The following is a 20,952-nucleotide window of genomic DNA, read 5'->3' as shown; positions in this document are numbered from 1 at the left end:
GTAATCAGTCTCCGTCCCGGCTGTTGAAACCGGGCGAGATATCGAGGGCAAGCGCAAGCTCGGTGCCGAGCAGGCCTGTCAGCGTTTTCAGGTCCGCGCGGAGTGCCCGTAATGCGTCGCGCCGCTCCGGCGCTGTGAAAGCATCATAAAGAGAGCCGTCGAGTGCGGTGGCCTGAGCGACCACTGTCTGGAAGCCGGCCGTTATCCGGTCGGCGAGCGCGATCTCTCCAACCTCCCGCAGAGCCTGGTCGAACCCGCCGTTCCGATACAAATCCCCCGCGCCTTTCAGAGACTCGACAAGAATGGCTTTGGACAGGCCGCTGCGCCAGGCTTCGGCCAGTTTCGGGCGGGCCTTGTCCACCTCGGAGCCAAGCGGCCGTCCGAGCCGCACGTCGTGGCTTGCTTCCAGCTCACCGAGCAGGCTTTGCAACAGCTCGACCGGTACCTCGTAGGCTTCCGAATAGAGGCTGTCCTCCGTGCCTGCCATGGCAACTGTATGCGCGTAGCCGTCGGTCGGGTTCCAGTCGGCGGCAATGCCTTTGGCCATGGTGGCGAGATTGCTGGCGATCGTCTCCGTCAGGGCGCATTTGAAAGAGCCTTTGGAGCCGGCAAATCCCGCATGCCCGTCAACCAGCAGCCGCTCCAGAGCCGGGAGGCCCTGAACCGCGATGCTGGTTTTGGCGAAGGTCGTTTTCTCGAGCGCAATGCTGTTTTCCGCCGCGAGTACCCGGGACAGCTGTTTGCCGATCTTGTTCCGGAAATCAGGCCAGAACTGGATGCGGAATCCCCGGTTCTCGATCTGCACCGGGCCGAACTGGATATGCCGGATGCCTGCCCAGGTGAGCCAGTAGCTCCGGAAAGCGCTGTCGAGGGCGGTGAAGCTCTGCGCCGTGCGGTCCTGGCAGTAGGTCGTTGCGGCAGCTTCAAGCCCGGCTCCGGCGGTGGCGAGATGTTCATAACGCGGGATGATGTGATCGAAGACGCTCGCTTTCGTGATCGCCCTGAAGGTCTCGTCCACATCAGCCGCATGCGTCGGTCCGGCTGGCCCTGCGGCTGAAATTGCCAGGAAGGAAACCAACAGGATCAATATGCGTTGCATGGCGTGTCGCCTAAAGCGAGTTGAGAAAACGGAGAAGGTTCTCGCGATCCCCGGTCGGGAGGGCGATTACCCGGTTACGTGCGTCGTTCGCTTCGCCGCCATGCCAGAGAATGGCTTCAAGCAGGCTGCGAGCGCGGCCATCGTGCAGAAAGTTCGTGTGTCCGCTGACGGTTTTTGTCAGGCCGATGCCCCAGAGCGGCGGCGTACGCCATTCTTGGCCATCGGCAAATCCGTCAGGTCGGTTGTCGGCCAACCCGTCCCCCATATCGTGCAGCAACATGTCTGTGTATGGCCAGATCAACTGAAAGGATTGTTCCGGCCGCAGAGGGTCGCGCGGGGTGACGAATTTGGGCCGATGGCAGGCAATGCAGCCCGCTTCGTAGAATACTTTCTTGCCGGCCAGCACGCCGGGATTGCTGACGTCTCGTCGGGCCGGGACTGCGAGGTTGCGGCTGTAGAAGGTCACGAGGTCCAGCAGATGATCGTTGATTTCCACATTGCCGCTTTTTGCGTCTCCGCCGTCCGGGGCGTTGATGCAGTTTATCTGGGCCGGTGTGCAATCACCGGCATTCCCCGGGTGAAGGCTGGAGGAAATTCCGATGTCGCCGGAGAAGGCATCGGTAACCTGATCCTTGAGGGTCGCCTGATTGGCTTTCCAGCCAAACCGGCCAAGCATCACTTCCTGGGCCAGTTTGCTGTTAATCCGGTTGCCACGTCCTGAAATGCCGTCATCGTCGCGATCATCGGGGTCGGCCCAGCTCAGGATGTCTTCAACCGCAAGAGCCTCGAGCATGCCGAGTCCGATCATCGGAGAGGCAATGCGCGGGGAGATCATCAGGTCGTCCCGGAGAGGGCCGTAGCCCAACGCGCTAAGGGCGATCACCGGCTTGCGAAGGGAGACGACTGTGCCATCAGACAGGGGCACAGGGATTTCCTCGTAATTCACGGTGACGGCTGCTTCCGCCGTTTGGCCCGGTGTTGCGAAGTTTTGCAGCTGCCCGCCGTAGATGGGATCGGGAATGGAAGTCGCCGCACCCGAATCTAGCCTGGCATGATCTTCGTCGTTTTGTGGCGGGATGCTGAGGCGGAGCAGCAGGGCGACCGAGCCGCTTTCGGCCTGCAGGCCGTCCGGCGCGTCACCGCGCCCGTCTTTCAGATGGCAGCGCTGGCAGGATCGCGCATTGTAGAGCGGCCCCAGACCGTCCGAGGATTTAGTGCTGGCGGGCGAGCTGACCCACATCTTTTTGAAAATACCGTCCCCGAGCTCGAAATAGAGCCGGCGGTCGAAGGCCATGTTCGCGGAGGGATGGGAGAAGGCGTCGCCGTTGATCCGTTTCCGGTGTGTGGCGGCGCCAGCCTGCATGATCTCGTACTTCTCCGGTTTGGAGAAATCGGAAGTTGGCGCAGTGATCCTGGCAATACGGTCCTGTTCCGTCTCCGCAAAAGCGATGGACAGGCAGGTGCAGTAGATAAGCAGCGCGCAGGACAATAGTCTTGGTCGGTTCAGCATGATCCGGTTCTAGCGCAAAGTGGCCCGACTGGAATAGAAACTCGAACAGAAAAGAGGGGACGGCGTGAGCCGTCCCCTTTGAGTGGGAGAGATATGCTGGTGCCGCACCGGTTACTGAAAAACAGCCCCCGGATTGTCTAGACTGTCAGAGCCTTCAAATTCGAGGGCTGACAGACCGAGCGCTGCGACGACGCGCTCGATCGACCTGGTTTGCACGGTAAGGGCATCCACAGCGGCCTGAACGATCTCGTTCCCCCGTGTGTTTCCTTCCGCAAGCATTTGGTCATAACGCTCCCCTTTTTCCGCAGTGTCGGAGAGGGAGGTCATCTTGTTCATGGTGGCATCGAGAGCGGCGCGCAGTTCCTTGTCCGCGCTGCTGTCCTTGCCGGAGACGAAAGCGGAGAGGCTCGCACCTTTCACGACAGACCCGTCGGTCCGCTTGTATTCGCCGAGATAAACGTTCCGGATACCGAGGGCGTCGTTGTAGTGCGAGCGATGGGTGTTATCGCTGAAGCAGTCATGCTCTTCCTCGGGATCGTGCAGCATCAGGCCGAGCTTCATCCGTTCGCCGGCCAGCTCGCCGTAAGAGAGGCTGCCCATGCCGGTAAGAATGGTGGCAATGCCCTTGTCTGCGTCTCCATCGACAAGGCCGGTGCGCGCGGCGCCACCATCGGCCCACTGTGCCGTCATCCATGCCAGTTCATCGACGAGCATGTCGGTCGCTGTGGTGAGGTAGGCAGCGCGACGCGCGCAGTTCCCGTTGGTGCAGTTATTCGTATCGAAATCCGAGGCCGGACGGGTGCCGGCGCCAGGCCCGGTGCCGTTCAGATCCTGGCCCCAGAGCAGGAATTCGATGGCGTGATAGCCGGTCGCGACATTGGACTCGATCTCGTCGATCTCATGCAGCGACCGGACGAGCGATCGGTCGATATTCGTGGCGTCCAGCACCTTTCCGGCGATGGTCGGCTTCGGGTTGGCGATCACATTGGCGGTATAATAGGGGTTACCATCCGACTCGGCGCCGTAGATGTCGGTCTGCACGTAGTCGATCAGGCCTTCATCCAGCGGCCAGGCATTCACCTTGCCTTCCCAATCGTCCACGATGGCATTGCCGAAGCGATAAGCCTCGGTCTGCTGATAAGGCTCGCGGGCCTCGATCCAGGCGCTGCGGGCACCGTTCAAGGTAGCGTCAGTCGGCTTGGCGACGAGCGCTGCGATAGCGCTCTGGAGTTTCTTGGCGCCAGCCAGGGAGTCCCCGTAGGCGGCGGCCGCGATGTTTGAATAGGTTTTGATGATGTCTTTCTTCGCGCTCATGTCGTCTGCTTGGACCGTCGCGGCGGAAAGACCGCCTGCGATTGCGAAGGCCGCAACCGCCATTTTTGCCAGTGATTTCGTTCGCATATCTGGTTCTCCAAAGACCGTCCGCGAGATCTCCGTCTCGCTGGTTCCGACGTCGATGAAGGGACCTTATTGAAAGTCATTCTCAATTGCAACAACAAATAAGTGACTAAATTGGTCTTCTTTAAAAATGATATAAATCAGGTGTTTGTTTGATATTTTGAGCTATTCTAGCTGCGCTGGCGCTGAGAGGCGCTAGTCCGGAATCGCCCCGAGAACCAGGGAGGTATAGATCTCTGAATGCATGACCAGTTCGGCCAATTGGAGATCGTCGAGAGTGATCTTGACCCGCAATCCTCCCTCGCTCTGCATGATGAACAGTGCATCGATAGTGACGTCTATACCGTCAAGGCGCACATAAAGCGGCCCTGGAGAAATTTGCGGTATTTCCCCGGTGAGGAGCATGCCTGTGAGTGAGATGTTGGTGACTTTCACCGCCCAGGATTTGGAAAAATCCGGAGTCTGAGACAGTCGGCCAGACAGGGATGACTCCCGGCGTGAAAATTCGCGCCGGTTGAGGGGCTCGCTGGAAGCAGGTCTATTTGTGTTTGCCGTCATCTGTCCCGGTCTAACCGAGAATGCCGGTGCAATTCTCGATTTTCGCATGAGTCCAAATCGTTCCGAACTGTATCGAATCGGTAAAGTTAGCGCCAGATATCTTGGCCCGGGAGAAATCGGTGCCCTGCAACACTGCGCCGTTGAATATCACGGGGATTGATTTGCCGGTGCGCTGTTGCTGTGCATTGTAGATTTCAGCGACCTCAAGCCGGGCACCGAGGAACTTGGCTTCGACCAGACTCGCTTTGGCGAAATTCGTTCCGCGCAATGTTGCCCCGACGAAGCTTGCTCGGTTCAGTTCCGCTCCGGCGAAATTCACCAGCATCAATTCGCACTGATTGAATTGCGTACCTTCGAGCTGCGCTTTGGCGAACGTAGCACCGCGCAGATCGCAGCCGGTCAATGCGAGGTTCTTCAGATCCATTCCGCCGAAGTCGGCCCGTTCACCGATTTCGCCGTCCGAGATAATCCACTGGCTATGCTGCCGGATGATTTCAGCGATGTCGTCCGGAAGATCCGCGGCGTTCTCCAATGTGATGGCGCCGTCGAGGTTGGTGTTGTGGAGGGTCGCCTTCGACAGGTCCACATTGCGCAGGTTTGCCCCGGAGAGATCGCAGTTGCTCAGATTGGTTCCCTTGACGGATGCACCGGCAAGCACAGCGCCACGCAATTTGGAGCCGGACAGGTCGGCGCCATCCAGGATCGCGCCGGCCATGTTCGTTGCGTGCATGTCATCATCGGCAAACATGGTTCCGATCGCGCGGACGTTTTTCAGATTCGCGTCCTCAAGGTCGGCGCCCTTCAGGTTGGCATCGCTCAGGTTGGCGCTGTCGAGGTTCGTGTTGACGGGACCATCACCGCTATTGCCGGACCAGCGGACGATCTGACCGGGCCGGAGATCGGCGTTCGTCATCGTGGCGCCGGTAAGGTCGGCCATGACGAAATTGGAGCCTCGGACATCCGTTTTATTGAAAATCGCGCCTTGCAGATTTGCCCAGGCGAAATTCGATCCGTACAGGTCTGCCTCGCTGAAGTCGGTCCCTATGCATGAACTCTCGGAAAACTCGGCACATGGCAGGATGGTTTGTATCAGGGACATATAGTCGAGACGACAATGAGATGCGTCGAGATCGTCGTTCTTCAGGCGCAATCCACCTGGACGCCCCGTGAGAAAGGTATGGTGCGATTTAACCGCCGCCATAAACTCTTCGGGAAGCGATTTGAACTCAGTGTTGTCGAATGCCACGGTCATGACTTCATTCAGTGTCCCAGGTCTTTTCCGAGTTTAGCTCGGAGTATTGTTTTTAATCCGGTGCTGAAACCCTCGGAAAGAGAGACTCAGGATTCAGTGGGACAACCCCAAAGCGTTTGAGTGCAATGGAGTTTCCGCCCAGTAAGCAATGACATAGTGTAATTGTGATTCCTTTACGCAAGGTGAAGATCCATGCACGGCGATACCCAGGGACATCAGGCTTCCGGACGGCGCGACGACCTGCGCCTGTCACTGAACCAGTTGCTGTTCGGGCTGTCCCAGTTCGGCTCGAACGCGGTTGTGGCCTGGCGTCCGTCGGGTAAGGGGCTTGAACTCATCCTGTTGCCGAAGACCCGCTTGTTTGAACTGAAGGACCCGATAAGCCGGGTTTTTGAAGGGCCTCGCCATCTGGGCGATGAAGAATTCAAGCAGGTCACGCAGTTCGTCGGTGTCCAGCCGACCGAGATCAGGTTGGATTTCTCGATTGGAGGCGGGCCAAACGGGTTGTCCCACGACGATGTCGAATCCGTCATGTCGCGCTATTCGATTGGTTTCGCACCGTTCCGTACGGTTTTCCTGATCGATGTGGTCGGGTTTTCGAAACACACGCCCGAAGAGCAGGCGAGCCATCTCTCGACACTGAAGTTCAGTCTGTCCCTCGCTGAGGCGACGTTGCATCGTGCTGGCCTGCCGATGGAGATGGGGCGTTCGACAACGGGTGACGGATATTACGTCTGGAACTTGGAGATGGGGCTCAACCAGGATGTCAGCCTGTTCGTGCTGATGACGCTGTTCTCGCTCTACTACAAGAGCCTGCAGCGTGAAATGTCGGAGAAAATGCCTCTGCCGGAACTCCGCATGGCTCTGAGTGGCGGAAGCCATTACGTCTTCTATGAGCCGAGCCCGAAATATGTCGCCAGGCACGAATACATCGTCGGCGATGTAACGATCAATGTGGCGCGCCTGATAGGCAAGGCGCGGACGAACCAGATTCTGGTCGGGGACTGCGTGAATCTGGCCGAGGGCCCGGAGCCCTGGACCACGCAACGCTACGTGCTGGCGGCGAACAAGGTCCTGGACGGTTTCAAAAACCTGAAAGTCTTTGGCAATGAAGTCGAAGAGAGCCGGTTCTACCTGACGGGGCCGCGCGACGAAGCGCGCTTTCGCAACCAGAAGATCAAGATCGTCGACAAGCATGGCTTCGAGCACATTTGCTACAATGCCAAGGTGAACACGCATATGAAGGACGGGAGCGCGGTATTCGCGGGCCTGCAGCATAGCGATTTGCGCGGCGTTCCGAAGCTCTGAAGCCGCTTCGCGCCGAAGTTACTTCACGATACCGTTCATATCGACGCCTTCGAACTTCACATTATTGAGGTTCGCCGCGCTCATATCGGTCTTGCGCACTTTCCCGGTCCGCTTGCCGTCGGCCCCGAAAATCGGCATTGCGCCAACATGGGCGTTCGACAGGTCCGCGCCGCTCATGAAAGCGCCTTTGAGATTGGTGCCGAACATCAGCGCGCCTGCCAGGTTTGCATTCATCAGGTTGCACTTCTCGAGATCCGCCAGCACCAGATTTGCGAAGGACAGGTCCGCATCGCTCAGATCGCAGGAATATAATGCCACTCCGGTCAGGTTTTGCCGGCGCAGCTTCAGTTTCCGCAGCGACATCGACTTTATGGTCGCGCGGGACCCGCGGACGCCATTCGATTGCAGCCATTCGAAGTGCTGTGCGAGGGCGGTGCGCAGTTCCGGCGGCAGGGACTTGAAGTCGCCAGTGGTATCCAGATCGATGCTGAGTTTCAGGTTGTTGATCTGGTCGAGCGCATCCGAATCGATTTCCGCTTTTGCCAGCGCGTCTTCGCTGACCATGCTGTTTGCCAGGCGGGCACCTTTAAGGATCGTCCGCTCAAGTTTGGCGTTCGTCAGCCGGGTATCGGAAAGATCCGCATCTTCGAGATTGGCGCCGGTCAGATCGACATTCGACAGGTCCGAGCCGAACAGCTCCGCGCCCTTCAGGTTCGCTTCCCGCAGGCTTGCGCCGCTGAGATCGACATTTGAAAGTTTGGCGCGTTGTCCGCGGGCGAAATCCATAAGGCATTCGCTCAGATCGCTTTGCTCCATGCCGAGGCGTTCGTCGGGGGAGTTTCCAAGCACCAGCCCACCCCGGAAGTCCGCGTCTTCCAGATTCGCATGAGACAGATCCGCATTCTTCAGATTAACCCCGCGCAGGATTGTGCGCTTCAGTTTCGCGCGCTTTAGGTTGGCGCCCTGCAGTTTCGCGCCGAACATGTCTGATTCGCTGAGGTCGGCGCCTTCAAGCGTGGCATTCTGCAGTTGGGTGCCAACCAGAATGGCGCGGGCGAGCAAAGCGTTCGTGAGGTCAATGCCGTTTAAATCCAGGCGGGACAGGTCGCATTGCTTGCCTCCGGGCTTTCGCTGGAGCCATTTTTTGTGCTCGGCAAGATAGGCGCCCATGAATTTTTGGGCATCCTCCTGCAGAAGATGCTGATCTAGTGACCCTGAGGTCATAGAGTCCCCCAAACCCGGATGATCTGATGCTGGCCGGGCACTAAGCAAACAGTATGGTTGTTTGCTGGAGATTTTTATATACCAGATCGGGTTTCATATTGAACTAGCCTCTGGACTAGGGTGGTCGGGGCTTTGACATGAGTCTCCCTATTCAGGAAGAAATCGACGAATGCCGCTGGGTGAACCTCTGGTGGGGCGTCTCCCGAATTCAATAAAAGCAGGAGGGTTGAACCCGATGGATTTTAAGCAGATCAGCGAAAACTATGCCGCAAAAGGCCAGGTTCTCCAGCAGGAAATGAGTGAGATTGCGGGACTCGGGTTCAAGTTGATTATCAACAATCGCCCCGACGGCGAGGAAATGGGGCAGCCGGAAGATGCCGAGCTCAAGGCCGCCGCGGAAGCCGCGGGCCTGTCCTATGTTTTCATCCCGATAACCTTGCCGACATTATCTCCGGAACTGGTCACGCAGCATCATGCGGCGATGGAGGCGGCTGGCGGGCCGGTTTTTGCGTTTTGCCGCAGCGGGACCCGCTCGACAATCCTGTGGGCCCTTACGCAGGTGTGTTTTCACGGAAAATCCATCGCTGAAGTGACATCTGCGGCCGCACGGGAGGGCTACGATTTGTCCGGCATGGCGCCGTTGCTGGAGGGCTATAGGGAAGCACTTGCTGGATAGGGGGAATTCTGGCCGGCAGATCGCAGTAAAGCATTCGTGTGAAGCCGACCAATAAAGTCCATTTTGTTATAATGACTTTGCAAGAATAAAGTTAAATTATACTTGAGCACTCAATCTGATAAAAATTTTAGACAAAATCAATTTGAATGGTAAGTTGTCGCCTCGACCAGCCTGATTTCATTTCAGGCTTCCTGCGCTTCGGATTTTGGGGCTAGAGGCGTTGCAATTAGAGACGGAAGAGGTTCTGGGCGACGCAACGCTGATCGCGATGTACGCCTACTGGACCGACATAAAGGGCGGGAATGATATCCCGCTTCGGCGCGATCTTGATCCGGCAGAGATCGGGCCGAAGCTTTTACCTTACAGCCTGTTGACCGACGTGGACACAAGCCTCCGGACGGTGCGTCACCGCGTGGTCGGCACGAATTTCACGGATTTTTTCGGCAGCGATATCACGGGAAAGGATCTTTCCAGTGTTCTCAGCGGGAATTACCTGGATTTCATCCTCGGCCTTTACACGCTGGCGTGCGAGCGCCGGGCGCCCGTTGTTGCGCACAGCAAATTCATGTGGGACCAGGGCCGCCTCCTGAAGACGTCCCGGCTTATTATGCCGCTGTCGAAAGACGGCTCCCGCACGGATATGTGCCTCACCTGCCAGATCTTCGAGGCGGGTGAGGGGGCCAACCACCCACGGGTTTTCATCGTCGCAGATGATGCCTGGGAAGATGTCTCCGGGAAATTTTCCTATTTAAGCGTCGATCCCGCCTGACCCCGCACTCGCTTAGATAACTTCTTTGTCATACCGTTATGCTATCGGCAGGGAATTGATCAACTCGGATGGGCGATATGGGACACAGCTACGATCTGGCGATCGTCGGCGCGGGAATTTGTGGTCTTGCGAGTGCGCTCGCGGCCGCAAAGCGCGGCAAGCGCGTCGTGATCATTGACCGGGACGCGCAATCGAATGGAGCGTCCGTCCGCAATTTTGGTTTCGTGACGGTCACGGGGCAGAAACAGGGCGAGACATGGGAGCGGGCTTACAAATCGGCGTCGATCTGGCGTGATATCGCTCCCAAGGCCGGCATACCGGTACTGCATGACGGATTGCTTGTGACGGCCCAAAGGCCGGAAGCGGTTGGGGTTCTCGAAGAATTCGCCGCCACCGAGATGGGGCGCGACTGCACCCTTCTGACGGCCGAACAGACCAAAGCGAAGGCGCCAATGCTGGGGCAGAAGGCTGTGCTTGGTGGCTTGTGGAGCCCGCATGAAGCGCGGGTCGAGCCGCGTCAGGCCCTGCCGCGGCTGGCGCAGTATCTGGAAGCCAGCTGTGGCGTTGAATTCCGCTGGTCGACGGCGGTGACCGGTGTTTCGGCGGAAACGGTGGCGACCACGACGGGGACGATCCGGGCCGAGTCGGTGATTGTCTGCCCCGGTCCCGATATCGCGACGCTCTATCCGGAACGGCTGGCATCCTACAATCTCAGGCTCTGCAAGCTGCAGATGCTGCGGGTCGCGCCGCAGCCGCCGGAATGGAAATTGCCGGGCGCGATCATGTCGGATCTCAGCCTGGTGCGCTACGAAGGCTATACCGGCTGCGCGGCCTCGAAGGTGCTGCGCGCGCGGCTGGAGCGGGAACAGCCGCAATGGCTGGCGCACGGCATCCACCTGATCGTGGTGCAGGGGGCGGACGGCTCTCTCGTCGTCGGAGATTCACACCATTATGCAACGACGCCGGATCCATTCGCGCCAGCGGTGGTGGAGGATCTGATCATGGAGGAAGCCGGCCGGATGCTGCAGCTCGCGAACCCCAGGGTGATCGAGCGCTGGACCGGCATCTACCCGTCCGCACCGGACCGCACCGCTTTCATCGACACGCCGGAGGACGGTGTTCGGCTGCTGGTCGTCTCCAGCGGTACTGGCATGAGCACCGCCTTTGCCCTCGGCGAGGAAACCATTGCCTCGCTCTACGGGGCCGCAGCTTAATCGAAAAGGAAATTCAGATGTCCAACGCCGACAATCATGTCAAAGCCGTCATTTTCGATTGGGCCGGAACCATCGTCGATCATGGTAGCCGGGCACCGATGGGAGTATTCCAGCGGGCGTTCGCCGCGTTCGATGTCGAGATCAGCATCGATGAAGCGAGGGCCCCGATGGGCCTGCCGAAATGGGATCACATCAAGGCCGTCGGCACTCAGCCGCGTATCGCTGAAGCGTGGCAACAAGCCCACGGGGCTGCATTCTCCGACAACGATGTCGACCGGATCTACGAGATCTTCGTGCCGATGAATGTCGATGTGGTTCCGGACTTCGCCGATATCATTCCGGGCGCACTCGACACGGTCGCGGCTCTGCGCGGACGGGGCATGAAGATCGGCTCCACGACCGGGTACAACCGCGAGATCATGGAAAGGCTGGTGCCGATCGCGCGGGATCGAGGCTACGCGCCGGACAACATTGTTTGCGCCGGCGATCTGGCGCATGGCCGCCCAACTCCGCTGATGATGTACAAGTGTTTCCTGGATCTCGATGTCTGGCCGGCCTCGGCCTGCATCAAGGTGGACGACACCGAGCCGGGAATTGCCGAAGGCAACGCGGCCGGTTGCTGGACTGTGGGTGTGACAGTTTCCGGCAATGCCTTTGGACTGTCTCTGGAAGAAACCGAAGCGCTGGACGAAGCCGCATTCGCGGAGAAGAAGCGCCAGGCCGAAAAGACGCTGCGCAGCTGCAATCCGCACTATCTGATCGACAGCGTCGCATCGCTCCTCGACGTGGTGGACGATATCGAGGCACGGCTGGCCAAAGGCGAGCGTCCCTAGAGAATCTGGGTAAGGGCGTGTAATCGCGGGGCCCGGTCACCAAATATAAAGAGATTTATGAAATCGTCCTGTTGTGGCGTGACGATGCCGTCCCTTGGTTGCTATGGCTGGTCCGTCACGCCGTTTGACACACTCGATACGAATTGAACTGTCCGATGATAAATCCTCTCAGCCGCCTTTTGCGTTACCGGCTCGTCATTCCGATCCTCCGTGGGACGGGGTTGCCGGACTATACGGCGCGGGGTGTCGGTATCGGTGTCGCGGTGTCTCTGACGCCGCTGGTCGGTGTGCAAATGCCGATTGTGGTAGGTATCTGGTCGTTGATCAGGCTGATGCGCCCGTCCTGGACCTTCAATCTGGTCGTGGCGCTCGCCTGGACTTGGGCGACCAACGTCTTCACAGTCCCGATCGTCTATTATGTTTTCTTGCAGACCGGGAATCTGATGCTCGGCCGCTGGGAAAACCTGTCGGCATTCGGCCATTTTTCCGAGAGACTGGATGCAATTCTGAGTCTGGACGTCTCAGGAGTTACGGCTGTCTGGACCTATCTGACGGCGATGCTGAACGAATGGGGCCTGCCTCTGTTCGTCGGCTGCGTGCCTTGGATGATCGTTGGCGGCTGGATAGGGTATCGTTGGAGCCATATCTACATCGAGCGCTTCAAGGTCGCGCGACGCGAGCGACAGGATCGGAAGGCCGCACGCAAGCAGGCGGCGGCGCTCAAAGCCGGCCAACCGGCCGCTGACAATCATCATTGATTCAAATACGGAAGGGGTAGCTATGCGGGGGCATATGCTCAAGAGCAGTCCGGATACGGTGCATTGGGGATTCTTCGATGCAGATCTTACTCCGGCCTTGACGATTTCCTCGGGCGAGGAGGTCACCATCCAGTCGATCTCCGGTGACACGCCGGTCTTGCCGGGTGATGGCTACACCGTTCTCCCCGAACATCAGGCCGTTATCGACGAGGTGCGCCCGGGACTGCCTGGCCATATTCTGACCGGCCCGGTCTATGTCGAAGGCGCCAAGCCCGGACATGTGCTGCAGGTCGACATTCTCGACGTGAAGGTCCGGCAGGATTGGGGCTTCAATTACAGCGCGCCGCTCAAGGGCGCGTTGCCGGATGACTTCGACGAGATCACCCTTTCCATCATCGCCATCGATACCGAGCGGAATATCGGTCGCCTGCCGTGGGGGCTTGAGCTGCCGCTGCATCCGTTTTTCGGCGTAATGGGCGTTGCGCCGCCGCCGGTATGGGGCCGGGTCAGTACCATTCAGCCGCGCGCGAACGGCGGCAATCTGGACAACAAGGAACTGGTGGCGGGCACAACCCTCTACCTGCCTGTCTTTGTCGAGGGAGCGCTGTTCTCCGCTGGTGACGGGCACGGCGCCCAGGGTGACGGCGAAGTCTGCGTGACAGCCATCGAAACCGCTCTTGAGGGCCGCTTCCGCCTGACGGTGCGGGATGACATGAGTCTGACCCTGCCGCGCGCCGAAACGCCGGATCATTTCATTACCATGGCCTTCAACGAGGACCTGGACGAAGCGGGCCGGGACGCGTTGCGTCAGATGCTCGATCTGATCACGGCCCGTACGAGCCGTACCCGAGCCGAAGCTTACATGCTGTGCAGCCTGGCCGCGGACCTTCGGGTCACGCAAATGGTCAACGGAAACAAGGGGATCCATGTTATGTTGGCCAAACACCTGCTGGCGGATGCCAGCTGAACGGAACGATGAACGGGTGATAAAATGAAGAACCCCATTCGATTTGTTCGTACGGCGTGCTTGCTGGCTGCGCTTGCGGCCGGTGGCACTGTGCCGGTCTCATCGTCCGTGGCGGACCGCATGTCGCCTGAGCGCACCAACCCGCGCCACCTGTCACGGGTGGCGGAGAAGCCGAAATGGCGGATGAAACGCGTCTCGGTGGTTAAAAAAACGATCTACGAGAACCCGCGGAAAGCCGGCATGTTTTTCATGGATAGCAGGCCGTTGAGGCAAGTCGTCGAGCTGGATAAAACGGCGACGGATGCATGCCGGGGTGGTCAGTTCCGGCGCTTTGGCGGTGGTTTCGTCCGGATCGGCGGCGAATTCTACCGTGCCGCACGCTCACGAGATATCCGGCGGCCACGACGCATGGAAGTCGAAGACGGAATCTATGTGTTCAGGCATGAGGGATCGACCCGCTGTACGGTCTATCTGGCGGATAAACGTTAGTCCGATGAAAGTTATTCCGTACTTCTTTTTCGGTACCCTGATGGATCCGGACGTGCTCTCCCTTGTCCTAGGTCGTGATCCGGGACGGCTCTCGACGGTGGCAACCCTGTCCGGCTTTGCCCGTGTTCGGGTAGAAGGCGAGCCTTATCCAGCCCTGGTCGAAGCTCCCGATGGGCAGGTCGAAGGCCTTCTCCTGCGTGACTATGGGCGTGAGGACGATCAGCGCATCCGGTTCTTCGAGGATTTCGATTTCGCCATTGAGCAATGTTCAGTCGAGACCGCATCGGGGCCGGCGAGGGCTCTCTATTGCGGCGCCGTGCGGAATATCGCGCCGATGGATATCACCTGGTCCTATGCGGATTGGGTCCGTGACGAGAAAGACCGGTTCCTGAAGGTCGCCGGGATCTATATGGCCGGCTTTGGCGTGCTTGACCCTGAAGCGGCGGATCGTCTCTGGCTCAATACGGTCAGGGAAATCTACGGGAGCTGAGAGAACGGTCTCAGTCGAAGTGCTCGTGCGGCAAGGCGCCGAGACCGAACCGCTCCCGCCAGGCCAGAAACAGGCGGGCCGTATCGATAGCGTCGCCGAGAGCTCGATGCGCCGTTCCGGCCCGCTCCAGCTTCATCACTTTCAATGCTTCGTCGAGAGAAATCCGGCGTCCCCCGGCCAGGACATATTCCTGGACCTGGCAGAGATCGAGGTAGCAGTGCGAGGCCGGATCGATGGCGCCCTTTGCCTGAACCTCGGTATCGAGCAGCGCATCGTCGCTGCCCCAACCGACCCAGAGTTTTGACGTCGACCCGTAGGTCTTGCGCAATTGCCGGCAGGCATCCTCGAAAGGAATCCCATCAGCCTCTATCATTTCATCCGTAATGCCTGTGAAACCGTTGCAGAACGGGGAAATGCGGGAGGCGGTGGGTCTGGTCAGCATGGAAACTGTACGGCTGATCTCGTCCCGCTTCAGGTCAATCTCGGCAACACCGATCTCAATGATCTCCGGACGCTCACCGTTGGGCGGCAGCCCGTCCCAGCAGGTCAGCTCAAGATCGACGACCAGCACCCGGTCATGGCGCAGGTTTTTATGCATTGCAGGGGCTATCCGTGATTCCCGGGCTCGTTTTCAGTTGACGCGGGATAAGAGGGGCTGAAATGCAAAGCCCCACCGCGCATAAGCGTCGAGTGGGGCATAGCATGATTACATGCTTCTTGCATAAAACAGACTATCGAGCGTTTAGCTCTCAAAAACTTGGTATGTCTGCGGACTTGAAGCGTCAGCTGCCGCTTGTTGCCGTCGCGTTCCGTTCTCAGGAACGCGTTGCCTGATTCGGTGGCTCCATCGCGATATACGACCTCCCTGTTGTGGATTCCGTGTGTCCGGATGGGACAAGAGAAGGGTGACTCCGAATCGGATGGGGGTCAATGGATAGACCGGGTTTTCCCCCGCATAGGTCAGGGTTTAGCCTTGCGGTTAATGCATGCCGCTTTTATCTCGTTGCTGTTCTTATGGCCGAAGCGGGATCCGTGGAAAGCGCCGGCAGCTTGATATGATCTTGATATTCCCGGCTTTCATCCGGTGCTGACTGGGCCGTTTTCCTTTCCGACTGGCGAGAGGAGCATGGCGCCGTGCCTTTATCCTCCTGATACTGTTCGAAAGCTGGACTGGAGCGGCCCGACCGCTCCAGTCAGTGACAGGGAGGATCGAGATGGATCTAGGACTTGAAGGTAAAAGCGTTCTGATCACCGGCGCATCGAAGGGAATTGGTCTCGGCTGCGCGAACGTGTTCGCGGCTGAGGGGTGCGGGGTACATCTGGTTGCCCGAGATGGAGAGCGGCTGGAGCAGGCGCGGGATGAGTTGGTCTCGGCAGGCGCCACCTGCACCATTCATCCTGTGGATCTGTCCGCCCCGGGTGCCGTGGAAGCGCTCGGCGGCGCACTGCCGGTGCCGGATATTGTCGTGAACAATGCGGGCGCCATTCCGGGCGGTGATTTGCAGGCCATCGACGAGGCCACCTGGCGGGCTGCCTGGGACCTTAAGGTGTTCGGCTATATCAACATGACCCGTACCTTCTATGCCCTGATGAAAGAGAAGGGCGGGGGCGTGATCTTCAATGTCATCGGTCTCGCGGGCGTGAAACTGGATCCGAAATACATCGCCGGCACCGCGGGCAATGCCTCGCTCAACGCCTTCACCAAGGCGATGGGCTCGAACGCGCTGGCGGATGGCATGCGCGTGCTTGGCGTCAATCCGGGACTGGTTGCGACAGACCGTCTTGTCACCCTGCTGAAGACCAAGGCTGCGGACGAGAAGGGCGATGCGGATCGCTGGCAGGATTTCCTGGCTGGCCAGCCTCTGGGCCGGGCCGCCACTGTGGAGGAGATCGCCGACGTGGTGACGTTCCTCTGCTCGCCGCGTGCGGGCTGGGCGACAGGGATCGTGGTCGATCTCGATGGCGGGCAAACCTACCGCTGAGCGATGGCCTGTTGAGTTACAGTCCAGCCACAAACAAAAACGGCCTCTTCGGAGGCCGTTTTTTCGTTCAGGTCCAGATGCGTCAGACGCCGGTGCGACAGAGCCGGCCGTTGGTCAGTGACGTCTTGGAAGCGCTCACGCTTACAGTTGCGGAGGCAGTGACGGCTCGGGCCCCTTTTGGGGCGTCCCTTCCGTGTTCCCTCTTAGTCCACAGGCTTTGCCTTCTATGGAACCATTATCACCATCAAGGATCTAGAATCGGTGCGGGATGAGCAATAGGTATTGGCCCTTCGTCGCTCTCACTGAAAATGGAGGCGCGGAATCGCCCGGGACCGCAGCCCTATAGCGGCAATTTGTTTCCGCGCAACGGGAGACGATGTATTTCTCCTCATAACCGAATCTGTTTTCCTGGCGATCAATGACTTCATCCGCATCCGATTACACGCCGATCACCCACCCGATAGAGATGCCGGATTGCCCGTATCTGATCTACGGCACGGATGCGCTGACCCATGGGCTCATCAACCTGATCAAGCTGATCCGGCCTGGAGCCTTGTTTTCAGGAGTGGTTGAAGAGGGAACTGTCCCGGCACCAACCGGTGACAATGTCGTCCTCATTCCCGAGCCGGACTGGCTTCGCCGCGTCGCCGAACTCGGTTCAGCAGGGTGGACGGCAGACCGTATCCTCGTGTTTCCTTTCGCGACGGATTGCCCGTCGAACGGGCTCGCGGTTTTCATGACCAGGTATGCCCAGATGGTTGGCCGCGATCCGGTGGCGGACCGTACGGACGTTATCCAGCTGCCATCGAACGTTGCCACGGAAATGTTGCTGCGGGACGGGCATGCCAAGGCCGAGGATGGCAAGATCAGCATCGCGCCCCACTTGTTTCCGTCTCTGAACGATCCAAACCGGATCAAGGCGCATGTAGGGCAGATCAATGTTGTAGGGTCTGCGCTCGCTGATGAGTGCAGCAAGAATGCCTACCGGTCCGTGCTTCTCGGCACTCCGGCGAATAGGGCGGAATGTTTCGTCAATACAATGCTCCGGGGTCAGCAATATTTCGAATACGCGCGGGTTTTTCCGGGCGATACAGTCCTGAATTTCGGTGTTTTCGACGGGTTTGAGCTCCCGGTCTTCGCCGCGCTGATGAAGGGACGCGGCCGGCTCATCAATATCGATCCGCTGGGCTACCGTTTCCTGTCACGCTCCGTTCGCACGGCAATGGAGCAATTCGAGGGCGTCGCTGAAATCTGGCCTTACTGCGTCACGAACGAAGATGGTGTGGCCGATTTCCTCGCGTATGACGACGGGCAGGCGGCATCCCACGAGTATTCAATGACGCAGGAGGCGAAGGAGCGAAGCCCCGACAAGCTCCAAACCTTCCCGACCCGGAAAATCACGTCGCTGGTCGAGGAAATGGCTCCAGACCGCATCGACCTCATGAAGTTCGACGTGGAGGGGGCTGAGGAGATGATCCTCAAGGACATCGCGCCGATCATCGCCCGATACCGCCCCAAGCTCGCTTTCAGCGTTTATCATGCAACACGGCATCTCTGGGAAATGCCGCTTGCGCTGATGGAGATGTGCGAGGGGTATGATTTCTATTTTGGCAGCTATTCGATGACCCGGTACGAGTCGATCTTCTACTGCCTGCCGCGTGATTGAACCGAGAGGTACCGAGGCGCTCAGATCTTCAGCTTGAAACCCTCATGGCTCGCCTTGAAGCCGAGGCTTTCATAGAACCGGATGGCATCCGACCGGCTCTTGTCGCTGGTCAGCTGTATGATCGCGCATCTGTTTTCCTTGCAGGTGGCGATGGCCCATTCCAGGAATTGCCGCCCGACCCCGCCGCCGCGTATGGCTGAGGAGATCCGCACGGATTCGATCTGGCCGCGCCAGAGGCCTTGGTGCGAAAGGCCGGGCAGGAAGGTGAGTTGGAGGGTACCGATGACGGCGCCGTCTTTCTCCGCGACCGCAAGAAGCTGGTTCTTGTCCGCTGAGATTGCTTTGAAGGCAGTCCGGTAACAGTCGGCAACGGGCACGCTGGTATCCTCTCGCTCCCGTCCGAGTTCGTCGTCGGCGAGCATGGCGATGATGGCGGGAAGATCGGTCTCGGCGGCACGGCGGAAGATGAGAGACATGGGGCTGATCCGGTTGGTCTTCGGAGCGTTTTCTATAGCTCCCGGGCATACTGGACGCGAGACATAAACGCCGCTCAGTCCCTGGCCCGGTCTCCTGGAGAGGTTTGTCATACGATTGCCGCAAGGGCAGGGGCGGCGTAAACTGCTGGTGTCATTCTTTCAGGGTCGGCGTGTTCAATGCCGGGCCGCGCCGCCGACTGGCGGCAAAACCGCGCTGCCGACTGGCGGCAAAACCGCGCTGCCGACCGGCGGCAAAACCGCGCTGCCGACCGGCGGCAAAACCGCGCTGCCGACCGGCGGCAAAACAAAGCAAAAAACGGGAATGGGAAACAGTCATGAAGATGCGTGCGGCCGTATTGCGGCAGTCGGGGGCGACGGCGCCTTTTGAAAAATCCAAGCCGATTTCCGTCGAGGAAGTGGAGCTGTCGAAGCCGGAAGCGGGCGAGATTCTCGTCCGGGTAATCGGCGCCGGGTTGTGCCATTCCGATCTTTCCGTGATCAACGGTAACCGGCCGCGCCCGGTGCCTTTGGTGCTTGGCCATGAAGGCGCCGGCGAGGTGGTCGAGGTTGGCCCCGGCATCCGCGATTTGAAAGCGGGCGATCCGGTTGTTTTCCAGTTCAGTGCCAATTGCGGTCGCTGTCGCCGGTGCCTTGAAGGCCGCCCGCAAATCTGTGAGGTCAATGCCGTGGCCAGGGCCAAGGGCGACCTGATGGGCGGCGGACGCCGCTTGAAATCCGCTTCTGGAGAATCACTAGCACACCATTCGGGTGTCTCCTGTTTCGCCGAATATGCGGTGATTGATCGGGGCAGTTGCGTCAAGGTCGACGACAGTATTCCACTGGATAAGGCGGCGATCTTCGGATGCGCTGTAATGACCGGTGTCGGAGCGGTGCTGAACACGGCCCGCATCCGGCCGGGAGACAGCGTTGCAGTGATCGGTCTCGGCGGCGTCGGGCTGAACGGGTTGCTCGGTGCCAAGGTGGCTGGCGCGGGCGCGATCATCGCCATTGACCTGAATGACGACCGTTTGGGACTCGCCCGTCAGCTTGGTGCGACACATACATTCAATGCCAAGGATCCCACCCTGGCCGAACAGGTCCGGGACATTACGCACGGCGGGGTCGATTTCGCGTTCGATTTTGCCGGAGCAATCCCGGCGATGGAGACCGGGTACGGATTGCTGCGTGCTGGCGGTGAGCTTGTGGTCGCCGGTCTGGCGCCGGCCGACAGCACCTTCAGCTTCACGCCGCCGGCGATGGTATCGGACGAAAAGGCGATCCGGGGCAGCTATATGGGCGGTTGCGTGCCGGTGCGGGATATCCCGCGCTATATCGATCTCTATCAGCAAGGCCGGTTGCCGATCGACGCTCTGATCAGCCGGTCGGTCGGGTTTGACGATATCAATGAAGGCTTTGACCGGCTTGCCGACGGCTCGGCCATCCGGCAGATCCTGATGCCGCACGCGGCCTGAGGGCGGTTCGTTCTTCCGGTGCCTTGGGGCGGGCGCTGGAAGAACGGGCAAAAGAGAACAGGCATCAGTGCGTGAGATGACAGCCATTTCTACAATCGCGTATGATCCATGGCATGGTGTCTTGTCCGACCGCCCCGGAGATGGATCGTGAGCCGTACCGATAACGAACGCAGTGCGCGTCGCAAGGCGCGGATCCGCGCCAAGGCTTTCTCCGGTGGGGAACGGCGCAGCGACAGACTGCTCCGCCAGATGGTCGATGCGGCCGAGGAGGACGAAGCCGTAATCGGGATGGGGCTGTCCGACCGGATCTCACGGAAGCTTGGCCCGAAGGGGCGCTTCCTTGCGGCAGCAACGCTGATCGGCGCGCTTATCACGGCCGCTTCTATCTATTATGAGCGCAGGATGGTGGATACGGCGGTCCATGCGGATTGGCAGGACGAGGTCCTGGTCGCGCAGGGACATAAACTCTACCGGGATAACTGTGCCTTCTGCCACGGCGATTCTCTGGAAGGGCAGGCCGGCTGGGATGGCGATTTTCCGTCCGGCAACCGCCCGGGGTTACCGCTGGACGGAACCGCGCCGATCTGGCGCCTCAGCGATGACGATATATTCGATGTGATCAAATATGGCGGCCAGCCATTCTCGCCACGCAGTTACAGGAATAATATGCCGGGGTTCGAAATTCAGCTCGCCGACCCGGGGATATGGGCCCTCGTGGCGTTTCTGAAGAGTCGTTGGCCGGAGGACGTCCGACAGCGGCAGGCCAAACTGGAAAGTGAACGGGGAGTTGGCGGATAGCCTTATTGCCGGG

The 20,952-nt window shown here is 59.3% G+C and carries 22 protein-coding genes; 13 read left to right on the top strand and 9 right to left on the bottom strand.

The features are described 5' to 3' along the window. Positions 1–4: 4 nt before the first annotated feature. The 5 genes from VOI22_RS10595 to VOI22_RS10575 all read right to left on the bottom strand — a co-directional run bounded on the left by VOI22_RS10595 (position 5) and on the right by VOI22_RS10575 (position 5,817). On the bottom strand, positions 5–1,099 hold the full coding sequence (locus VOI22_RS10595; RefSeq protein ID WP_323796460.1) for an imelysin family protein: 1,095 nt from the start codon (positions 1,097–1,099) through the stop codon (positions 5–7). A 10-nt stretch (positions 1,100–1,109) separates the two neighbouring features. Further along, positions 1,110–2,609 carry a di-heme oxidoredictase family protein gene (locus tag VOI22_RS10590; protein ID WP_323796459.1) on the bottom strand — a complete coding sequence of 500 codons (1,500 nt, stop codon included), beginning with the start codon at positions 2,607–2,609 and terminating at the stop codon, positions 1,110–1,112. 111 nt (positions 2,610–2,720) lie between these two features. Further along, the gene (locus VOI22_RS10585) at positions 2,721–4,010 is read right to left on the bottom strand and encodes an imelysin family protein (RefSeq protein WP_323796458.1); all 1,290 of its coding nucleotides are present in this window, start codon (positions 4,008–4,010) and stop codon (positions 2,721–2,723) included. A 192-nt stretch (positions 4,011–4,202) separates the two neighbouring features. Continuing rightward, positions 4,203–4,364, bottom strand: a complete 162-nt coding sequence (locus tag VOI22_RS10580) for a hypothetical protein (RefSeq protein WP_323796457.1) — start codon at positions 4,362–4,364, stop codon at positions 4,203–4,205. Between the two features lie 211 nt (positions 4,365–4,575). Continuing rightward, complete coding sequence (locus tag VOI22_RS10575; protein WP_323796456.1) at positions 4,576–5,817, bottom strand: pentapeptide repeat-containing protein; 1,242 nt, start codon at positions 5,815–5,817, stop codon at positions 4,576–4,578. A gap of 192 nt (positions 5,818–6,009) precedes the next feature. On the opposite strand from VOI22_RS10575, the gene VOI22_RS10570 reads away from it, so the two are divergent. Then, complete coding sequence (locus tag VOI22_RS10570) at positions 6,010–7,125, top strand: hypothetical protein (RefSeq protein WP_323796455.1); 1,116 nt, start codon at positions 6,010–6,012, stop codon at positions 7,123–7,125. Positions 7,126–7,143: 18 nt separating this feature from the next. Here VOI22_RS10570 and VOI22_RS10565 read toward each other — a convergent pair whose 3' ends face one another. Then, positions 7,144–8,349: a pentapeptide repeat-containing protein gene (locus VOI22_RS10565; RefSeq protein ID WP_323796454.1), complete on the bottom strand. Its 1,206-nt coding sequence runs from the start codon at positions 8,347–8,349 to the stop codon at positions 7,144–7,146. A gap of 169 nt (positions 8,350–8,518) precedes the next feature. On the opposite strand from VOI22_RS10565, the gene VOI22_RS10560 reads away from it, so the two are divergent. From VOI22_RS10560 to VOI22_RS10525, 8 genes are all read left to right on the top strand, one after another. After that, positions 8,519–9,025: a TIGR01244 family sulfur transferase gene (locus tag VOI22_RS10560; RefSeq protein ID WP_323796453.1), complete on the top strand. Its 507-nt coding sequence runs from the start codon at positions 8,519–8,521 to the stop codon at positions 9,023–9,025. A 220-nt stretch (positions 9,026–9,245) separates the two neighbouring features. Further along, positions 9,246–9,794 carry a PAS domain-containing protein gene (locus VOI22_RS10555; RefSeq protein ID WP_323796452.1) on the top strand — a complete coding sequence of 183 codons (549 nt, stop codon included), beginning with the start codon at positions 9,246–9,248 and terminating at the stop codon, positions 9,792–9,794. A gap of 77 nt (positions 9,795–9,871) precedes the next feature. Next, a complete protein-coding gene (locus VOI22_RS10550; protein WP_323796451.1) occupies positions 9,872–11,008 on the top strand; it encodes a TIGR03364 family FAD-dependent oxidoreductase in 1,137 nt (378 codons plus the stop codon). Positions 11,009–11,025: 17 nt separating this feature from the next. Further along, a complete protein-coding gene (gene phnX / locus VOI22_RS10545) occupies positions 11,026–11,841 on the top strand; it encodes a phosphonoacetaldehyde hydrolase (protein ID WP_323796450.1) in 816 nt (271 codons plus the stop codon). A 155-nt stretch (positions 11,842–11,996) separates the two neighbouring features. After that, the gene (locus VOI22_RS10540) at positions 11,997–12,599 is read left to right on the top strand and encodes a DUF2062 domain-containing protein (RefSeq protein WP_323796449.1); all 603 of its coding nucleotides are present in this window, start codon (positions 11,997–11,999) and stop codon (positions 12,597–12,599) included. A 34-nt stretch (positions 12,600–12,633) separates the two neighbouring features. After that, a complete protein-coding gene (locus VOI22_RS10535; RefSeq protein ID WP_323796448.1) occupies positions 12,634–13,566 on the top strand; it encodes an acetamidase/formamidase family protein in 933 nt (310 codons plus the stop codon). Between the two features lie 24 nt (positions 13,567–13,590). Beyond that, positions 13,591–14,055, top strand: coding sequence for a hypothetical protein (locus tag VOI22_RS10530; protein WP_323796447.1), 465 nt, complete (start codon positions 13,591–13,593; stop codon positions 14,053–14,055). 4 nt (positions 14,056–14,059) lie between these two features. Then, positions 14,060–14,545, top strand: coding sequence for a gamma-glutamylcyclotransferase family protein (locus VOI22_RS10525; RefSeq protein WP_323796446.1), 486 nt, complete (start codon positions 14,060–14,062; stop codon positions 14,543–14,545). Positions 14,546–14,555: 10 nt separating this feature from the next. Here the strand turns inward: VOI22_RS10525 and VOI22_RS10520 are convergent, their stop codons facing one another. Continuing rightward, positions 14,556–15,143: a 3'-5' exonuclease gene (locus tag VOI22_RS10520; RefSeq protein WP_323796445.1), complete on the bottom strand. Its 588-nt coding sequence runs from the start codon at positions 15,141–15,143 to the stop codon at positions 14,556–14,558. A gap of 616 nt (positions 15,144–15,759) precedes the next feature. Between VOI22_RS10520 and VOI22_RS10515 the strand changes: the two genes are divergently transcribed. Together VOI22_RS10515 and VOI22_RS10510 are read left to right on the top strand one after the other, a co-directional pair. After that, on the top strand, positions 15,760–16,527 hold the full coding sequence (locus tag VOI22_RS10515; RefSeq protein ID WP_323796444.1) for a short-chain dehydrogenase/reductase: 768 nt from the start codon (positions 15,760–15,762) through the stop codon (positions 16,525–16,527). Positions 16,528–16,945: 418 nt separating this feature from the next. Beyond that, positions 16,946–18,193, top strand: coding sequence for an FkbM family methyltransferase (locus tag VOI22_RS10510; protein WP_323796443.1), 1,248 nt, complete (start codon positions 16,946–16,948; stop codon positions 18,191–18,193). A gap of 20 nt (positions 18,194–18,213) precedes the next feature. On the opposite strand, the gene VOI22_RS10505 is transcribed toward VOI22_RS10510, so the two are convergent. Together VOI22_RS10505 and VOI22_RS10500 are read right to left on the bottom strand one after the other, a co-directional pair. Beyond that, entirely contained in the window at positions 18,214–18,669 is a 456-nt protein-coding gene (locus VOI22_RS10505; protein ID WP_323796442.1) for a GNAT family N-acetyltransferase, read from the bottom strand. Between the two features lie 151 nt (positions 18,670–18,820). Then, positions 18,821–19,006, bottom strand: a complete 186-nt coding sequence (locus VOI22_RS10500) for a hypothetical protein (RefSeq protein WP_323796441.1) — start codon at positions 19,004–19,006, stop codon at positions 18,821–18,823. Between VOI22_RS10500 and VOI22_RS10495 the strand changes: the two genes are divergently transcribed. Together VOI22_RS10495 and VOI22_RS10490 are read left to right on the top strand one after the other, a co-directional pair. Then, positions 19,005–20,141 carry a zinc-dependent alcohol dehydrogenase family protein gene (locus tag VOI22_RS10495; protein WP_323796440.1) on the top strand — a complete coding sequence of 379 codons (1,137 nt, stop codon included), beginning with the start codon at positions 19,005–19,007 and terminating at the stop codon, positions 20,139–20,141. The two genes, VOI22_RS10500 and VOI22_RS10495, sit on opposite strands and share 2 nt — an antisense overlap. A gap of 147 nt (positions 20,142–20,288) precedes the next feature. Further along, the gene (locus VOI22_RS10490; protein WP_323796439.1) at positions 20,289–20,939 is read left to right on the top strand and encodes a c-type cytochrome; all 651 of its coding nucleotides are present in this window, start codon (positions 20,289–20,291) and stop codon (positions 20,937–20,939) included. Positions 20,940–20,952 lie beyond the last annotated feature (13 nt).

Source organism: Nisaea sp. (assembly GCF_034670185.1).
Taxonomy (GTDB): domain Bacteria; phylum Pseudomonadota; class Alphaproteobacteria; order Thalassobaculales; family Thalassobaculaceae; genus Nisaea.
This window is presented reverse-complemented; position numbering and strand designations above follow the sequence as displayed.

Excerpts from the sequence above, each read along its gene's own strand:
- VOI22_RS10575 (WP_323796456.1), bottom strand. The coding sequence starts at position 5,817 with ATGACCGTGGCATTCGACAACACTGAGTTCAAATCGCTTCCCGAAGAG.
- VOI22_RS10540 (WP_323796449.1), top strand. The coding sequence starts at position 11,997 with ATGATAAATCCTCTCAGCCGCCTTTTGCGTTACCGGCTCGTCATTCCG.
- VOI22_RS10510 (WP_323796443.1), top strand. The coding sequence starts at position 16,946 with ATGACTTCATCCGCATCCGATTACACGCCGATCACCCACCCGATAGAG.
- VOI22_RS10550 (WP_323796451.1), top strand. The coding sequence starts at position 9,872 with ATGGGACACAGCTACGATCTGGCGATCGTCGGCGCGGGAATTTGTGGT.
- VOI22_RS10530 (WP_323796447.1), top strand. The coding sequence starts at position 13,591 with ATGAAGAACCCCATTCGATTTGTTCGTACGGCGTGCTTGCTGGCTGCG.
- phnX (WP_323796450.1), top strand. The coding sequence starts at position 11,026 with ATGTCCAACGCCGACAATCATGTCAAAGCCGTCATTTTCGATTGGGCC.
- VOI22_RS10515 (WP_323796444.1), top strand. The coding sequence starts at position 15,760 with ATGGATCTAGGACTTGAAGGTAAAAGCGTTCTGATCACCGGCGCATCG.
- VOI22_RS10585 (WP_323796458.1), bottom strand. The coding sequence starts at position 4,010 with ATGCGAACGAAATCACTGGCAAAAATGGCGGTTGCGGCCTTCGCAATC.
- VOI22_RS10590 (WP_323796459.1), bottom strand. The coding sequence starts at position 2,609 with ATGCTGAACCGACCAAGACTATTGTCCTGCGCGCTGCTTATCTACTGC.
- VOI22_RS10565 (WP_323796454.1), bottom strand. The coding sequence starts at position 8,349 with ATGACCTCAGGGTCACTAGATCAGCATCTTCTGCAGGAGGATGCCCAA.
- VOI22_RS10500 (WP_323796441.1), bottom strand. The coding sequence starts at position 19,006 with ATGACTGTTTCCCATTCCCGTTTTTTGCTTTGTTTTGCCGCCGGTCGG.
- VOI22_RS10525 (WP_323796446.1), top strand. The coding sequence starts at position 14,060 with ATGAAAGTTATTCCGTACTTCTTTTTCGGTACCCTGATGGATCCGGAC.
- VOI22_RS10520 (WP_323796445.1), bottom strand. The coding sequence starts at position 15,143 with ATGCATAAAAACCTGCGCCATGACCGGGTGCTGGTCGTCGATCTTGAG.
- VOI22_RS10570 (WP_323796455.1), top strand. The coding sequence starts at position 6,010 with ATGCACGGCGATACCCAGGGACATCAGGCTTCCGGACGGCGCGACGAC.
- VOI22_RS10495 (WP_323796440.1), top strand. The coding sequence starts at position 19,005 with ATGAAGATGCGTGCGGCCGTATTGCGGCAGTCGGGGGCGACGGCGCCT.
- VOI22_RS10560 (WP_323796453.1), top strand. The coding sequence starts at position 8,519 with ATGCCGCTGGGTGAACCTCTGGTGGGGCGTCTCCCGAATTCAATAAAA.
- VOI22_RS10505 (WP_323796442.1), bottom strand. The coding sequence starts at position 18,669 with ATGTCTCTCATCTTCCGCCGTGCCGCCGAGACCGATCTTCCCGCCATC.
- VOI22_RS10595 (WP_323796460.1), bottom strand. The coding sequence starts at position 1,099 with ATGCAACGCATATTGATCCTGTTGGTTTCCTTCCTGGCAATTTCAGCC.
- VOI22_RS10535 (WP_323796448.1), top strand. The coding sequence starts at position 12,634 with ATGCTCAAGAGCAGTCCGGATACGGTGCATTGGGGATTCTTCGATGCA.